Source organism: Rickettsia canadensis str. McKiel (genome assembly GCF_000014345.1).
Lineage (GTDB): Bacteria > Pseudomonadota > Alphaproteobacteria > Rickettsiales > Rickettsiaceae > Rickettsia > Rickettsia canadensis.
This window is the reverse complement of the sequence record NC_009879.1, coordinates 721,179-737,568: the sequence shown is the minus strand read 5'-3', so window position 1 is coordinate 737,568 and position 16,390 is coordinate 721,179. Positions and strand designations below refer to the sequence as shown.

Sequence of the window (16,390 nt, the reverse complement as noted above, 5' to 3'; positions counted from 1 at the left end):
AATTATAATTAAAACTACAGTAGTAAAATCAATAAAAGATTTTTATATTGAAACTAAATAGTTGGTGTCATATGATGTTGTCACCAAAATAAAATATTATATGTCTAATTCAGCTTTTTTAGTTGCATTTTTTACAACAATTATTCGTTATTATGATTATGCTCTGTTCAGTTTATCAGCTAGTATACTTGCGCAAAATTTTTTGCCTAGTATAGAGCATGATAAACAACTACTCGGTTTTTTTGCAGTTCTTAGTGCAGCCGTTATAGTACGACCTTTAGGGTCTTTAATTTTTGGATTTATCGGAGATAAATACGGGCGTACTAAATCTATTAAGATATCGATGTTCATAAGTAGCATTTCTACCGGATTAATTGCTATTACCCCTTCCTTTGAGATGATAGGGATTTTTGCTACAGTAATACTAACATTGTGCCGAATGGTTTTTTTAGTAAGTCTTGCTGGAGAAATTGATGGAATAAAGGTTTATGTAGCTGAAAAAACAGGATATAACCGAAAAAATTTAAACATAGGGATAGTTTCATGTTGTGGTCAAATAGGTGCATTACTTGCGTCTATAGCTTATTATTACGCTAGTAATTCTAGTATCGAGTATTTATGGCGTTTTAATTTCTTTATCGGTGCAATATTCGGTTTATTTGCTATTTTGATGAAAAATTTTTTTAAAGAAAGTATTGAATTTTTATATTATAAAAATTCAGTGTCATTCAAAAAGTTTGATACAAGTGCATTTTGTGGAACTCCTCGGTATTCACGTACTAATGCACATTGTGTAGACTCGTCCTTAAATTCATCTTGTCTTAAGCTTTTTGAATTTAGCTGTATGCAGCAAATAAAAATTATAAAAGATAATTTATTCTCTTTTATAATAGCATTACTAATAAATGGTGCTATTGGAGGCATGTATCACTTTTTAGTAATTTTCTTGGGAGTTTTTTTAGCCAAAATAACTTTTATAAATCATCCTGAAATAAGGTTTATGAATATAGCTCTTACTACTACCTATGGGATATCTGCATTATTTGCAGGACTACTTGCCGATAAAATAAACCCTTTAAAACAGATTATATGGGCTTTATTTGCTAGCATTATTGTTGCTTTATGGATGCAAATAATGTTATACAAAAAAATATTTAATCTGCTCTGTCCTGTTATATTAATAGGGCTTGCAGCATTTTATGCAGTACCGCTACAAATTATTATTCAATCCCTGTTTAAGACTAATGTTAAAATGAGACTTTATAGTCTATCACATTCTCTTGGAGGTATTATTCTATCCTCAAGTACTCCTTTCTTTAGTATGTTGTTGTGGAAAAACTTTAAGTCGCTACCTCTAACTTTAAGTTTTATCATATTTTTGCTTATGATATTAATTAGTACAGTATTAGTTTTATGTAAACGCAAATAGCGCATTATCATATAATCCGCTATTCAATAAAGATTAGATAATTCTTCCGTTTTTATTCTGAACTGTAGGTTTTATGCTAGAATTACTTAAAAACTTAGATCTTTGCTGTGCCTGTGTGCCAATTTGTTTCGCTTCTTTTGCTGATTTTTCAAATTTATCTTTTAAGTTTTTTGTATTATTTTCTTTTATATTTATATCTTCACTCACTTCTATATAAGTCTTAATTTGTTTTTTAGGTGCATTATCTTTAGATTGAGTATGATTAGAAATGTTCTATTACAAATTTTGTACGAGGTCTTATTAGTTCATGCTCTTTCCTTCTACCTTTCTGTTTTTCTTCTTCCCAATTAATTTATCCCATGCCTCTGGGTTGATGTCCAGTATCTTGTTATTTTGCTATTAGAGCCTTTTTCAAATCTTGCTATTATATCTTTTACACCGGTAACTGCTCCTGTAGATATTTTAGGTTGATCTTGGGTTGATTGCCAAATATGCTTTGGAGATGTTTTAGAAAGTTCATCATTAAATAAGTTACGTATTTTAGGTAATACATGTCTATATTAACCTGTTTCGGAGACGTTTCTTTTCTTTAGATAGCTTTTCATTTTGTAGCTCAGATATATAATCATCTACAGCCTCTTTTAACCTACCTAAAACATTTCCAGCACCATAAGATTTTTGGATAGGAAATGGCATGCACTCATCATCCCATTTTAAATAGTTATATCCCTTATATCTAAACTTGTGTCGTCTCGTAAAGTATGTGTTCTATGTTCCTCATGTAGATCAGTTAGCTTATAATAATTTTTATTTAACATGCGAGGATCACATAAATTTTCACTCTTTTCATGTTCCTTAATTTCTTCAAGTATACCTATTGTCTTATAAATATTATCTATTTCTTCTTATAGATAATGAGTAAGCTTTTCATTTTTTACTTCTTTCTGTTGAATCAATTTTTGTAGTTCTTTTGTTGCTGTTAACTTATCTTTTGCTGTATTTGAATTTGATAAAATTTGTGGTTGTGCTAAATCAAGAGCTTCAATTAAATTAGTAGAGCTGCTTTTTCCAAATGTGGTAGACAATTCTCCTTGTATTGCACTTGATATTTCCAAATCAATAGAAGAAGAGCTAGAAACGGTATGAGATTTAGAATTAATATTTGTCTATTGTTTATAAGCTTTGCCGGCATCTATTAATGTTTTATTAGTGAATTGTTCTAGTTCATTAAATGCATTTTATAGTTTTGTAAAAAGTTCTGTTGAGGAATGTACTTATTGCTGGTGACAACTAGGTATAGCAGCTTCCAGTATAGTTTTTAAAGCAGGAGAATATTTACCTGTTCCTCTTTGTAGTACCGATTCATTTTGTTTGATTAAATTTGATATATTTTTAAATTTCTTTGCTAATTCTTCAGATAATATATCAATCTTGTTATTGTTATTACTCCCGGCATATAAGACTAGTGTCTCCTTTATATTTTGCGAGATATTATCTGCATGATCTATTAGCAACATCTTATATTGCAAATCTAATTCGCTTGAATTTATCTGTATTACGGAAGTAATTTTGATTTACTGAGATACTTCTGCTAAGTATATTCTTAGCAGCTTCTATAAATTCTTTTCCTCCTTTTTCTTCTTTATTTTTGAATTTCTCGAATAAATTTTGTAAACCGTTTGAAAAATTCTAAGTATTATCAAGGTATAAAAATTTACTTCTTATAATCTCTTGTACTGTTTGATTGGAAGCTTGTTACACTTTTTGTGTCGTTTGCATTGATTCTAGAATGATATTTTTATCTAATGAATTAATCCCATCATCAAAATTTGTCATTTCATCTAATTTTTCTCTAGGCTCTTTTTTTTGTAATCTTTCTATTAATTCTTAAAATTTATCCCATTCGTGTTGTTCAAGAAAAAATTCATTTATTTTGGTATTTTTAGTATTTGGACTTCCTCCAGCACTAAGGATTTTATTTCTAGTTGCCTGCAATCTAGATGGTTGATTAGAGTTGATATTATTAATCAAATCTAAAATTTCTTTTGATGTCTTATTAAATTCTTCGTTCTTAGTCGGATTTTTGATTGTTTCTTGCACTTCTTCTCTTAACTTTATTATTTCTCTTTAAGGTTAAGCTCTACTTTTTGTTGACCGTGTGTTATAGCTTGCTCGTTTTTTTGTGAGGTAAGTACTTGTGTATCTTTAAGCTTTTTTTCCTTACTTTCTGAACAATTTCTTCATCAATTGCAATAGATTAATATTACCGTTTATTTTTAGGTTTTGCTCATTAGTGACCGGTAATGAATTACTTAGTCTTAATAATTCTAAAAAATCTGAGGGGGATATCAGTACTTTGAGTTGAGCCTTTGTTTTTATACCTTTTGCATTTTCCTTAAAGCCTTCAACTTTACCAATACTAATAGGTAGGTTTTTTAAATAAATTTCTTTCTTAGCACCTTGTATACTTTTATCATTTGCTACTTTGAAATTAGCTTGTTGCTGAGAAATATACGGTCCTGGTTTTCTAGGGTCTATTTTATTTATTAGAGCTTCTATAAAATTAGTTATTGTGTTATAGCTAGTTTATCTTTTTCTAAAAGATTACTTAAATTAGTATTTTTTATTAAATAAAGATTTCTTATTAGCTGGTCTCATTCATTTTTGCGTTTCATAATTTTTCTCTAATAATAAAAATAAACTAAACTGCATTTATGTTAAACTAATAATACTAATAATTAATATTAATTCAATATTTTAAATTTTGTTACATTTGTGCTGCAATTAAAAAAATATAATCTTATCATTTATTTCACCATCTCAATTAGTTTTCTAACTCCCTCGACCGATTTGTCAAATAATGCTTTTTCTTCTTTAGTTAACTGTAGTTCTATTACATTTAGGACGCCTTCTGTACCAATAATAATAGGCACTCCGACATATAAATCATGTATGCCGTACTCGCCTTGTAAATAAGCAGCACAAGTGAGAATTTGACGTTTATCTTTTAAATATGATTCAAGCATTTCTATTGCTGAGGTTGCGGGGGCATAATACGCAGAACCTGTTTTAAGTAATGCCACAATCTCACCACCGCCGTTTCTAGTACGATCAATTATTTTTTCAATATTTTCATTACTTGATAAGCCCATTTTTATCAAGTCAGGTATCGGTATACCTGATACTGTGGAATACCTAGCAAGAGGTACCATTGCCTCACCATGACCACCGAGAACTATACTATTAACACTGTTTACTGAAACTTTAAACTCTTCGGCAAGAAAAAGATTAAATCTTGATGAGTCAAGTACCCCTGCCATACCGATTACTTTATTATGAGGTAACCCGCTTTCTTTAAGTATGACATATACCATAACATCAAGAGGATTAGTAATTACTATTACAAAAGCACTCGGAGCATATTTTTTTATATTTTGTGCTACGTCTTTCATGATTTTGGTATTAACGCTAATGAGATCGTCTCTACTCATTCCTGGTTTTCTTGGTAAACCGGCAGTAATAATTATTGCATCAGACCCTTCAATATCTTTATAGTTGTTACTTCCTTTTATTTTTATATCAGAGCCTAACATCGTCCCGGCTTGCATAAGATCAAGTGCTTTTCCTTGCGGCACTCCTTCAGCCACGTCAAATAACACGATATCACCGAGTTCTTTAATGCTAATTAAGTGAGCAAGCGTACCACCTATGTTACCGCTACCTATTAATGAGATTTTTGGATTTTTTTTCATTACTCCCTCTACAATATTAATATACCTATTTACTATACTTATAAAACTTTATGAGAGAAAAGATTTTTTGAAAGGATATTATTTTAAAAAAGTTTTAGCGTTTAATGAGATTATTATAGTGTTTCGATAACACTTTCACACTGTATAGCCATAATAAACATACGATAATAAAGCTAAACATCAATAAACCGGTTATGTCGTTATGCACGGCATGCGGAAAAATACTAAAGGATATGAATTGAATAATAGCACCTATTGATTTGCCGATTTTAGTACCCATAACATCAACAGCAGCTTTACCTTTGGTCTTTATTTCACTATCGAGTGGAATATATACCATTTCTTTAGTAGCATCGAAAAGTGAATATTTGACGGATTTAGAAAGTACATGCCAAAGTCCGCCGATAAAAACTATAATGACAAGCGGTGAACTATAACCAAGAGTATTTGCAACATTTACTAGGTGATTTTCAAAAACTGTAAATGAAAAAAACATAACGCCTGCTCCAAACATCATAATCGGTGTTATGATAGCTCCCCAAAACCAGCCGCATATTCTAATTAAACTACTTCCTAAAAATGCACTAACTAACGTGATTACTCCCGTCCAAAACAATACTTCACCGTGATAAGATATAAAATCTTTTGTAGCAGGATAGAGTTGTTTTACTTTTGACATCCATAATCCTTCTATTAGACTAATACTTATAGAATAAGACATTACAATAAGATAAATAAAACCAAGATATCTAGAAGTGAATATTACTTTTGCACTTTCGACTAAGCTTAATTTTAGTATATCCGTTCTTTGATTTTTAAATTTAACATTTTTGTCAGCTTCTACCACTGATTTATCAATAAATTTATGAAGAGCTAAACAAATTAATCCTGATATTAAAATAACTGTAATAAATGATTTTAAAAGAATCTCATTTGTATCGTTTAGATGGGAAAATAAAGGAAGTAAGAAATGATTGCTCTTAGCAAAATAAATAATTACGGTTCCTGAGATAAGTAAATTAGTTTGTCCGAATAAAGTAAAAAACGAATAAAATCTTGGTGCTTCTTCAACTTTAGTAATTTTATTCGCAAGCTGCCAATATAAAAGGGTAAATACTATAACCGGCCACAACTCTCCCATAATATAAAATAATACTAAACTCCACTGCCCCCACATGATTAAAAACCATTTTAAATGAGGAAGAATGATTATATAATGTTTGACTAATTCCGGATCGGGATGAAAAAAATCTCTATGCGGAAATAAAATAAAACCAAAAATTGTGAAGAAAAATAAAAAAGTACCAGTAATTATTCTAAAAACGTGCTCTGTTGTCATAAGATTACAAAGTTTAGAGTAAAGAATAACAAATAAAACGCCCATAGGCATTTCACCCCAAAGTTTGATAAAACTCAATACTTCTGAGCTAATTAAGGTAACAACAAAACTGTCTTTAATGCTACGAACTAAGTTTTGATTAAGTAGAATAAAAAACATTAATAAAGCCATTGGAATGAATTTGGTTAATTCATACGATCTAATCGGCCATACTATATGCCTATATTTACTGTTTCTAGCTTTGTTCCAAATTGTGAAGTTCGAATCTAAGGCATCCATTAATTTACACATGAGCTTATTTTTATGCAACCTAAACTATAACAAAAATTATGTCAAGGTTTTTTATAGTACTCTATATTGTTGATTACTTTTTGCATATTTATTATACTCAATTGTATCCTTAACAAACTCAGTAAATAAAGGATGAGCTTCAAAAAGTTTAGATTTAAAGTCTTGATGAAATTGTACTCCTATAAACCAGTGCAGTGATAGTAGTTCAATTATTTCTATAATCTCTTCATCTTTACAAAACCGCTAAATTTTATCCCGTTTTTTCAAAAAAATTTTGCAATTCATTAATTATAATTTGTATCTATGATGATGTTGTTCATTTATTTCAAGGCTTTTATAAGCATTAGCTGCAATGGTACTCGCGATCAAACTACAAGGATAAGAGCCGAGACGTATAGTCTGTTTTACATTAATTGTTATTTTTGAGTTTATTAAATTTGCATCATTCTTACATATTTTTTCAATAATCTTTGTGCCTGCTATTTTAAACTCTTCTGATACAGTAATACCAATTAAATTATGAGCTATTTCAATCGTCGCAAGTGGCATACCGAAATATATTCTACAAAAGAATATTATTAGTACGAGCATATTTTATTGCTATAATTTTTTCTTCAGTGGCCCGCTCTCCAACTCCTCCAGGGACTAAAATGTTTGTCTATACCTAATAATTTTTTATTAATATTCTCTTCGGTTAGATTTTCGATGTTTATCGATACTAAATCAATTTTGTATTTGTAATAAATACCGGCACGGTACAGTGCTTCGATTACTGATTTATAAACGTCTTTTAATTTATGATATGTTAGTTATTAATAGCGATCTTAGAGCTAGAATCTTTTAGTCTATCAATTATATCATGCCATTTATCTAATTTAGACGTTGTAATATTAAGATTAAAAAATTTTAATACTTTATTGTTAAGATCTGACTTGTGATATGTAATCGATACTAAATATATATTTTTTGATCTATTAACATACTCAGACTCTATAATTACAAAATAAAGCTATTTTATCTATTTTATGTTTTGAAATGTTATGTTCTACACGACACACGATATATTAGGTGCAATACCTTATAGCACATAATCCTTTAACTGAGTGTTGGGTAAGGTTTTGTTTTTATAGTTCACAAGCGCTTTTAACATACGGTAATAATATTAAATGAATAAATAAACAATGCTCACTTTTTAATTTGTTACCGATTTGCCTTATAGCTTCAAAAAACAGTACACCTTTAATATTGCCGGACTGTACCACCTATTTCGTAAATAACAAAATCCAAATCCTTGGTGTTTGAAAAATCTTTTATTATATTCGTAACATGCGGGATGACTTGAATGGTAACGCCGGTGTAATTTCGTAAAGGTTCATCTTGAAGTAATCTTGAATATATAGTACTTGTTGTGATGCTATCAAATTTGTATGCTGAAACTCTGGTAAAACGTTGATAGTGTCCAAGCTCTAGATCGGTTTTTGCTCCGTCATCCGACATATACTTCTCCGTTCTACATTAAGATAATGGTCTAGTTTTCGTACACTTACTCTAAAACCTTTTGCTTGCAATAGCATATAGCAAGAGATACAGCGGTTAGACCTTTTACCGAGTGATGAAACAATGCCACCGTTAACAAAAATGATACTTACCATAAATCAATATCGTTATTTATTACAAACCTGGTTTATTGCTAATAGCAAAATTACTATAGGTAATTTGCTATTGATTTAAGTTGTAGAAATTGGAATTTGAAGCGGTTCTAAATCCCGATTTCAAAATATTATTTATATAATTAAAGGTGGAAGCTGGCTTTTGCTTTTTATATTCAATATTTATTGCATGGTGTATTAATTCACTATTTGTGTCATAGTTTACTAATATTTTCATAAAATTTTATTGCTTTTTGTAAATCTTCTTCCGTATCCACGGAAATAGGAACATTATTAACTAGACATGTGCCTATAGCTATATTGTTTTCAAGAATACGTAGTTGTTCTAAACGTTCTGTTTTTTCTAGAAAAGTAGGCTTAATAGATATAAATTTTTCTAAAGCACTTTTGCAAAAACCATAGATGCCTACATGATATAAAAATTCTTCTGCACCATTTGGAATAAGACTACGCGAAAAATACAATGCTTTCCCCGCCGAGTTAACGGCTACGGTAACATTACTAGCAGCTTCCACTGATTCCTTATCTACTTTTACTACCGGTGTAACAATATCATATTCGCTGTTTTTTAAATATTCTATAATTTTTAAAATAGAGCTAGGTTCAATGAACGGCATATCTCCCTGTACGTTAACTATGTAATTAATATTTTGATTATTTGGAATTAATTTAAAAGCTTCATAAGTACGATCAGTACCAGTTGGAATATTACTATTCGTGAATATTACTTTCCCTCCGACTTTTTTAATAATTTTTGCTATCTCTTCTGAGTCAGTTGTAACGTATGTATGTTCAAGGTTAGCCTGACTTACTTGTTTAAATACTCTCTCTATTAAAGTTATAGAACCTATAAGCTGTAAAGGTTTTTGTTTGAGCCTAGTGGAACTTAACCTTGATGGAATAATTACAGCAACATCTGAATGCTTCATACATTTACTACATTTAATTAAATAAATATCGTTATTGCAAGTAACTAAAAGGATTGTGGAAATCCAGAAAAAAATAAAAAATATTAACTAGATTGCTGCGTCAATTTACTAGTGTAAATTTCCTTGCAATGACTTAGAGTTCTCAAATTATCCATATTTAGATTAGTCATGATAAAATAATTGTTGACAGATTAGCCTTTTTCAGCGATAAAGTAAAACATAATTTTTGAATATATTTATATTGAAGAGCTCGTAGCTCAGTCGGTAGAGCATTTGACTTTTAATCAAAGGGTCCCGGGTTCGAATCCCGGCGAGCTCACCACATCCATGATATTCTTGAATTGTGGGTTTGTAGCTCAGGTGGTTAGAGCACACGCCTGATAAGCGTGAGGTCGGAAGTTCAAGTCTTCTCAAACCCACCACTAAATCCCTATAACAATAAAATTTATATTATTTAAATAAGATGATCATTTATCAATATTGCTAAGTTAGAATGATATTGCTAAACTAAGATTTGATTATGAAAAAATACAAATTTGATAGAAGAAGAACAAGAAATACAGGATAGTTTTGTTAAAAAATCTACTGTTGCTGAAGTAGAAAAAGAAAAAATATCGCTCAAATTGCAGCTACTAATTTTTTTAAAAATCTGAGAAGTTCAGTTAATCAATAATTTCTTTTATAAATGACATTTTTCTCAATCAGTTTTTTTAGAGGCAGCAAAAGGTTATAGTGTAAATTATTAAGAGCAAACCACTGCCATATTTCTACCTTATTATGAGTTTCTAGATTCTATAATTCATGTTTATTTAAACAATGAGCTTTGAAGAAAATCAAGACATCATGCTTTTGTTCTTTTTCAAAGATGTCGTTAGGTCACAGCTATAAACTTTGGGTTTTCAATGATTAGATTTGTTTCGTCTAAATCCATATTCTTCAAATGTTTCCCCAAATCATAAAGCCCTACCCGCAGGTGCATAGCTAGACTCGCCATGAGAATTAATACGTTTACCTAATAATAATAAAAAATTTCATTTCTATTATTAAAGATTAAAATACCGATGCCAATACGTAGGTGGTTAGTCATATCTAACTATTAACTCTTAATTAACTTATTAATAACTTATGTTAATTTTTAAAGTAAATAAAAGTAAATAAAAAATATTGATTCTCTATCATATGGTGAGATATTTGTTATAGTTGTTTAATATTTTGCTATAATCATGAATTCTATTACTCAATTACGAAATAATAGCTTAACTAACTCTTGGCTTAAACTTGGTGTTTTATCCTTAGGGTTTGCCAGTTTATATTCAATTATTTTAGTGATATTACATACCCCGCAATTATCAAGTTTTTTCCCAAATCCTCATATTTTCAAATCGGCTTTAATGATTTATGTTAATGTGTCGGTATTGATTTGGTTATTATCTATCACTGCTAGTATTTGGTCTTTGTCATTCCCACGAAAGCGAGAATCTAGAAAAAATATACTAGATTCTCGCTTTCGTGGGAATGACATAGTTGTACTGAACCCAAACATCTACCCTAAACTTGCTTTCTTAAGCACGATTCTTATAGCCGTTTCTCCTATAGCAGGACATAATCCGGTCATGCATAATTATATACCGATGCTTGAAAATATCGTATTTATTTTAGGGTTAAGCTTATTTGGCGTTACGCTGCTATTATACGCTATAAATATTTTATATTTCTTTGATTGGACGAACTTAAGTAGTCTAGTTAATTTTACCATATTATCGACTATTATAATGTTTATCTTAAGTTGTGTTTGTTTTTGTTGGTCTTATAATAGTTTGCAAAACATAATCCAAATTATTCCAATTGAGATAGAATTTTATTATGAATTACTTTTTTGGAGCGGAGGTTATTTACTACAATTTATATATACTCAAATATTAATATTTATCTTGGTTATTTTATTTAAAGAGCTAATAGGTAGAGAATTAAAATTTCAAACATTCTATTTGTTCTTACTTTATTTAAATTTTATTTTTGGTATTCTTATTATTTTCGGTCACATATCTTATGACATTATTGACGGAGCATTTAAAAAATTTTATACAAATCATATGCAATATCTAGGTGGTATTGCTTATATTTTATGTTTGGTTGGTATGGGGTTTGAATGGCTCTTATCAATGTCATACCGTGGCTTGACTATGGTATCTAGACACAGAGCTTCCACTACAAGCTCACGGGAATTACATAATAAATAACATCTACCTCCTAACCTATGGGGTTGCAGGTTCTGCACATATTAGGCTAGCACTTGCCGGTGGTTACAGGATTATGCAAAGATCCAAATAGTGTAATGCCGTTATCTGCTAAGCTATTTAATAATGGGTAGGATGGCTCTCATTGCCATAGTAGGCGGCTTGATGTTTGTGTATTTTTATGGTAAAACAATGTTTTTAAAAACAAACAAGCTTATGAAACTTGAAAAACCGTCTAGAGAAGAAGCTAAAGAAGCCGTAAGAACGTTATTAAAATTTATTGGTGAAGATCCAAATAGAGAAGGGCTACTTAAAACCCCTGATAGGGTAATTAATAGCTATATGGAAATATTTTCCGGTTATGAAAAAGATGTAGCTGAAATATTAAGTACAAAATTTTATGATACTTGTAATTTTCAGGATTTTATCTCACTGGACGGCATAAGATTTACCTCTTTCTGCGAACATCATATGTTACCTTTTAATGGTACAGTACATATATCTTATATTCCTGATAATTGTATTATTGGCATAAGTAAGCTAGCACGCATAGTAAATGTTTTTGCTAGAAGGCTACAAATTCAAGAAAAAATGACAGTACAAATTGCTGAAAGTGTACAAGATAATTTAAAACCACTCGGCGTAGCAGTTAGGATTTCTGCCTTGCATAGTTGTATGTCTATACGTGGTGTGATACAAGATAACAGCATTATGAACACTATGCATTATACGGGTATATTTGCCGAACAACAAAAGTATCGCCATGAATTTCTGAACCTGACTGCTACAAGATAAGTATATAAGTATAATATAATGTCATTCCTGCTTTCGTGGGCATGACATAGAACTACAAAATATACGTATATATTAAACTAAAAAAATTCTATGTTATTATCAAAATATTTTTTACCTGTTTTAAAGGAAGAACCAAGTGAAGCTCAAATAACTTCACATAAATTAATGCTTAGAAGTGGAATGATTAGGCAGCAAGCTGCCGGTATATATACATGGCTTCCACTCGGTCTAAAAATATTGAAGAATATCGAGAATATAGTACGCTCAAATATGAATAAAGCAGGAGCTTTGGAAGTTCTAATGCCTTGCATTCAGCCGGCACATTTATGGATGGAATCGGGGCGTTTTGAGAATTACGGTAAGGAAATGTTAAAATTTCAAGATCGTCACGATAATACTTTACTATTCGGGCCGACTAATGAGGATATGATTACAGATATTTTTCGTCATAATATTAAGTCATATAAGGATTTGCCAAAAAATCTTTATCATATTCAATGGAAATTTCGTGATGAAATTAGACCTCGTTTTGGTGTTATGAGAGGACGGGAGTTTTTAATGAAAGATGCTTATTCTTTTGATATAAACGAAGAAAATGCCGTTAAGACCTATAATCAAATGTTTAAGACTTATATTAATACTTTCCGGGATTTAGGCGTGTTTGCTATTCCTGTTATTGCCGATAACGGTCCGATCGGCGGAAATTTAAGCAATGAATTTCATATTATTGCTGAGACCGGTGAAAGCACTCTTTATTATGATAAGAGATTTAAGATATTCAAAGATAATCCTGATATCGATGTAGAGGAAATTAAAAGCTGGTATGCAGCATCTGAGGAAAAACATGATGTAAATAAATTGCCTATATCTGAACAAGAAATAACGAGTAGTAAGGGGATAGAAGTTGGGCATATTTTTTATATTGGCTCAAAATATTCGGTTAATATGAATGCTCTTATTAATGACGAGCATGGTAAACTAACTCCTGTAGAAATGAGTTCTTATGGTATAGGTATTTCAAGATTAGTTGCAGCTATTATAGAAGCAAATTGTGATGAGAAAGGTATTATATGGCCTTCTAGCGTTGCTCCTTTCAAGGTTTCTTTAATTAATTTAAATATTCATGACAGTAAATGTACGGAGCTTGCAGAAAGAGCTTATAAGGAGCTATCAGCTCAAAATATAGAAGTGTTATATGATGACACTGATGTACGTCCTGGCAGTAAATTTGCCACACATGATCTTATCGGTTCACCTTATCAAATTATAATCGGTCCTAAAAAAGCCGCAAATAATATTGTTGAATTTAAAAACCGCAAAAGCGGAGTGATAGAAGATATTAAGATAGGTAATCTTAAAAAGCTAATTATGTCATGCCTGCGACAGCAGAAATCCTGTAACTTCTAATATGATCTCCCGTGACTTGATCGGAGGATCTAGAAATTGACTATTAAAAGTTTGTTGTCTAGATAACATGGTCAAGCCAAGGTATGACACCCATTTATGGATTCACTCTTTTGTAGGCATGACATAAGAAAATTTTCTTTATAGACAGTGAGATACTATCATTATATGAGTGATAAACCGCCTTTGCAAATAACTAATAAAATCTTGGGATTATCACAAGATATTTCTTATGAGCTTGGTATTTTAGCTGGTAGCAAGCTTTACTCTCAGTCTATAAAACTTCGCAAAAATAATCCAATTAAAACTATCCACTCTCCTTTAGCAATTGAAGGTAATACTTTAAGCATAGAGTAGATAACTGATTTAATAAACAGCAAGTGTATAATTGCACCTGAAAAAGATATTCTATAATAATGCTATAAAATTATATAATGATCTAACAATATTTAATCCTTTTGAGTTTCAATTGCTATGAAAAGCACATGAGATATTAATGCAAGGATTAGTAGCAGATAATGGAAAATAGCAGAAAGTGGCGCAGGTATTTTTAAAGGCGTCGAGCTTGCATATTCTTGCTCTGCCTGTCAAACGAATATCATTATTAATGGCAGGTTTATTTGATTTATATAGTAATAATGTAACATATGAAGCAAGTAACCATTTATCTAGAATTGGATTTGCTAAGGTTAATTTAATAGAGAAATGGTTTCTAGAAAAGATTATATTAATGTACATAAAAATATTTCTATGGCCACGGGGCTAGTAGAGATTTAATTTATGGTTTAGAGTATAGACTTTTCATAAGTAAAGGTCTTAAGAATTAGACTTATTATAGGTTTACGTAGTTGTTGTATGGATTAAAAAACACATTTGGTGTTATGCCGTGGCTTGATCATAGTATTTAGGAAAACAACTTATAGTGATTTTTATGTTTATTTCCTGGATCCCGCGATTCAAGTTAGCTAGGATGACATAGAACTGGTCAAGTCACGGTATGAGACATGGACACAGTGGATTCACAGGAGATTAAAATGAAAAATTTTATAAAATATTTGTTTTTTACCGTTCTGTATATAGTAGTAACTATAATAGTTGCGTATATGGTGTTAGCTAAAACGATTCCAAATGATGGGCAGTGTCATATGATGGATAGACCGTTTGTTATTCATTATATCTTAGCAGCAATTATTACAGCTTTACCAACTCTAGTTTTAATATATAGTAAAAGTAAGAAAAAAGAGAAAAAATGATATGATCGGTAAATTAAGTGGTAAAGCTGATTCCCAAGGTGATGATTATGTTATAATTGATGTAAACGGAGTAGGGTACTTGGTCTATGCTTCAGGTAAAACTTTAGATAAACTTGTTGAAGGGGAGTTTTATAAACTATTTATTGAAACCCATGTTAGAGAGGAACATATTCATCTTTATGGTTTTCTGACGCTAGAAGAGAAAAACTTTTTTAATTTGCTACAATCAGTAAACGGTATAGGAACTAGAATGGCTTTATCTATCTTATCAAACCTGACTCCTGACGATATCCAAATTGCTGTAAATAATGAAGATAAAAATATATTTAAAGCAATATCCGGAGTCGGAGCTAAACTTGCTGAACGTATAGTATTAGAACTGAAAGATAAAGTAACAAAAATATCAAGCAGCTCGGCTATTAAAGATAGCTTAAATATTAAGAATATCACACCCGTCACAAGTAATGAAGTAATGAAGGCTCTAATAAATCTTGGTTTTTCCAGATTTGAAGCACAAAACGTCGTTCAAGGAATTATTACTCAAAATCCTAAAATCTCTATTGATGAATTAATCAAAACAGCCCTAAAAAATCGAAATTCTAAGTTTTTTAGTTGATAACATTTATTTCATACTAATTTAGTAACTAAAAATTAACATAAGGTATGTTAGAATAAAAAACTTTTTTGGAAAATATAGTTATATTCTTGAAAAATTAGAGATTATCTACCTTAATATACATAATTACATGAAGTTGTATTTAGCAGATAATTTAAATAAGTTATTTAGTATCTTAAAGGATACTGATATTAAAAATTTAATATTTATAAGTTTATTTGCAATTAACAAATGTTCATTATTATCTTTATTTTTAATAGATCGTGAATGTCGTATTACTAGTATTAAAATAGATAGCAGTTTGGTAGATCATGAAAAACTTGCAATTATTTTAGGGGCTTTTAAAAATAATACTATTCAAGAAGTTAATTTAATTGGAGTGATACTTGGATCAAAGCTTCTGAATTTAAGGCATTTTTAGCTAATATTTCTTGGAAACCTAATTTAAAAGTTTGCTATCTTGCTAATGTAGAAAATTATTTCTCATATTCAGATAGGTTAGTAGATAGTCTTAATAATTTTTTTAACAAGAGTAAAGTTAATTAGCTTATATTAAATTATTGTTTAACACAGCAAGATATAATAGAACTACTTCCATTAATAAACACAACAAACTCTAGAGTTTGTTGAGACATGATATAATATTTAATCTGTGCTTGGATTCTTTATAAAGAG

The 16,390-nt window shown here is 30.2% G+C and carries 15 protein-coding genes, 2 tRNA genes and 5 pseudogenes; 11 read left to right on the top strand and 11 right to left on the bottom strand.

What is annotated here, in order from left to right:
- Positions 1–100 precede the first annotated feature (100 nt).
- Positions 101–1,429 carry an MFS transporter gene (locus tag A1E_RS03200; RefSeq protein WP_012148843.1) on the top strand — a complete coding sequence of 443 codons (1,329 nt, stop codon included), beginning with the start codon at positions 101–103 and terminating at the stop codon, positions 1,427–1,429.
- A 33-nt stretch (positions 1,430–1,462) separates the two neighbouring features.
- Here A1E_RS03200 and A1E_RS06225 read toward each other — a convergent pair whose 3' ends face one another.
- From A1E_RS06225 to A1E_RS03160, 10 genes and pseudogenes are all read right to left on the bottom strand, one after another.
- A complete protein-coding gene (locus A1E_RS06225) occupies positions 1,463–1,636 on the bottom strand; it encodes a hypothetical protein (RefSeq protein WP_012148842.1) in 174 nt (57 codons plus the stop codon).
- Positions 1,637–1,984: 348 nt separating this feature from the next.
- On the bottom strand, positions 1,985–2,125 hold the full coding sequence (locus A1E_RS06545) for a hypothetical protein (RefSeq protein WP_012148841.1): 141 nt from the start codon (positions 2,123–2,125) through the stop codon (positions 1,985–1,987).
- Positions 2,126–2,334: 209 nt separating this feature from the next.
- Positions 2,335–2,514, bottom strand: coding sequence for a hypothetical protein (locus A1E_RS03190; protein ID WP_196792436.1), 180 nt, complete (start codon positions 2,512–2,514; stop codon positions 2,335–2,337).
- 189 nt (positions 2,515–2,703) lie between these two features.
- Positions 2,704–2,946 (bottom strand): hypothetical protein, encoded by a 243-nt coding sequence (locus A1E_RS06540; RefSeq protein WP_012148838.1) that lies wholly within the window; start codon positions 2,944–2,946, stop codon positions 2,704–2,706.
- 370 nt (positions 2,947–3,316) lie between these two features.
- Entirely contained in the window at positions 3,317–3,529 is a 213-nt protein-coding gene (locus A1E_RS03180; RefSeq protein WP_012148837.1) for a hypothetical protein, read from the bottom strand.
- Between the two features lie 120 nt (positions 3,530–3,649).
- Entirely contained in the window at positions 3,650–3,778 is a 129-nt protein-coding gene (locus A1E_RS07305) for a hypothetical protein (RefSeq protein ID WP_330932950.1), read from the bottom strand.
- A 458-nt stretch (positions 3,779–4,236) separates the two neighbouring features.
- Positions 4,237–5,181, bottom strand: coding sequence for a malate dehydrogenase (gene mdh / locus A1E_RS03175; protein WP_012148836.1), 945 nt, complete (start codon positions 5,179–5,181; stop codon positions 4,237–4,239).
- Positions 5,182–5,275: 94 nt separating this feature from the next.
- Complete coding sequence (gene tlc2 / locus A1E_RS03170; RefSeq protein WP_012148835.1) at positions 5,276–6,799, bottom strand: nucleotide exchange transporter Tlc2; 1,524 nt, start codon at positions 6,797–6,799, stop codon at positions 5,276–5,278.
- Between the two features lie 63 nt (positions 6,800–6,862).
- Positions 6,863–8,463 (bottom strand): annotated as a pseudogene (locus A1E_RS03165) (CTP synthase).
- Positions 8,464–8,675: 212 nt separating this feature from the next.
- Positions 8,676–9,410 carry a 3-deoxy-manno-octulosonate cytidylyltransferase gene (locus A1E_RS03160; protein ID WP_012148833.1) on the bottom strand — a complete coding sequence of 245 codons (735 nt, stop codon included), beginning with the start codon at positions 9,408–9,410 and terminating at the stop codon, positions 8,676–8,678.
- 246 nt (positions 9,411–9,656) lie between these two features.
- Between A1E_RS03160 and A1E_RS03155 the strand changes: the two genes are divergently transcribed.
- Both A1E_RS03155 and A1E_RS03150 read left to right on the top strand, forming a co-directional pair.
- Positions 9,657–9,732: transfer RNA gene (locus A1E_RS03155), tRNA-Lys, on the top strand.
- A gap of 23 nt (positions 9,733–9,755) precedes the next feature.
- Positions 9,756–9,832: transfer RNA gene (locus A1E_RS03150), tRNA-Ile, on the top strand.
- Between the two features lie 370 nt (positions 9,833–10,202).
- Here A1E_RS03150 and A1E_RS07300 read toward each other — a convergent pair.
- Positions 10,203–10,497, bottom strand: a pseudogene (locus tag A1E_RS07300) (nucleotide triphosphate diphosphatase NUDT15).
- A gap of 136 nt (positions 10,498–10,633) precedes the next feature.
- Between A1E_RS07300 and A1E_RS03145 the strand changes: the two are divergent.
- The 8 genes and pseudogenes from A1E_RS03145 to A1E_RS03110 form a co-directional block, all read left to right on the top strand.
- Positions 10,634–11,560, top strand: a pseudogene (locus tag A1E_RS03145) (hypothetical protein); the annotation flags it as partial.
- 79 nt (positions 11,561–11,639) lie between these two features.
- Positions 11,640–11,863 (top strand): annotated as a pseudogene (locus A1E_RS07475) (hypothetical protein); the annotation flags it as partial.
- A complete protein-coding gene (folE, locus tag A1E_RS03140; RefSeq protein WP_041405283.1) occupies positions 11,864–12,442 on the top strand; it encodes a GTP cyclohydrolase I FolE in 579 nt (192 codons plus the stop codon).
- A 90-nt stretch (positions 12,443–12,532) separates the two neighbouring features.
- Positions 12,533–13,849 (top strand): proline--tRNA ligase, encoded by a 1,317-nt coding sequence (gene proS, locus A1E_RS03135; RefSeq protein WP_012148829.1) that lies wholly within the window; start codon positions 12,533–12,535, stop codon positions 13,847–13,849.
- 165 nt (positions 13,850–14,014) lie between these two features.
- Positions 14,015–14,673 (top strand): annotated as a pseudogene (locus tag A1E_RS06880) (hypothetical protein).
- 207 nt (positions 14,674–14,880) lie between these two features.
- A complete protein-coding gene (locus A1E_RS03120) occupies positions 14,881–15,099 on the top strand; it encodes a hypothetical protein (protein ID WP_041405282.1) in 219 nt (72 codons plus the stop codon).
- Position 15,100: 1 nt separating this feature from the next.
- Positions 15,101–15,715, top strand: a complete 615-nt coding sequence (ruvA, locus tag A1E_RS03115) for a Holliday junction branch migration protein RuvA (protein WP_012148825.1) — start codon at positions 15,101–15,103, stop codon at positions 15,713–15,715.
- A gap of 130 nt (positions 15,716–15,845) precedes the next feature.
- The gene (locus A1E_RS03110) at positions 15,846–16,136 is read left to right on the top strand and encodes a hypothetical protein (RefSeq protein WP_012148824.1); all 291 of its coding nucleotides are present in this window, start codon (positions 15,846–15,848) and stop codon (positions 16,134–16,136) included.
- Positions 16,137–16,390: the final 254 nt, after the last annotated feature.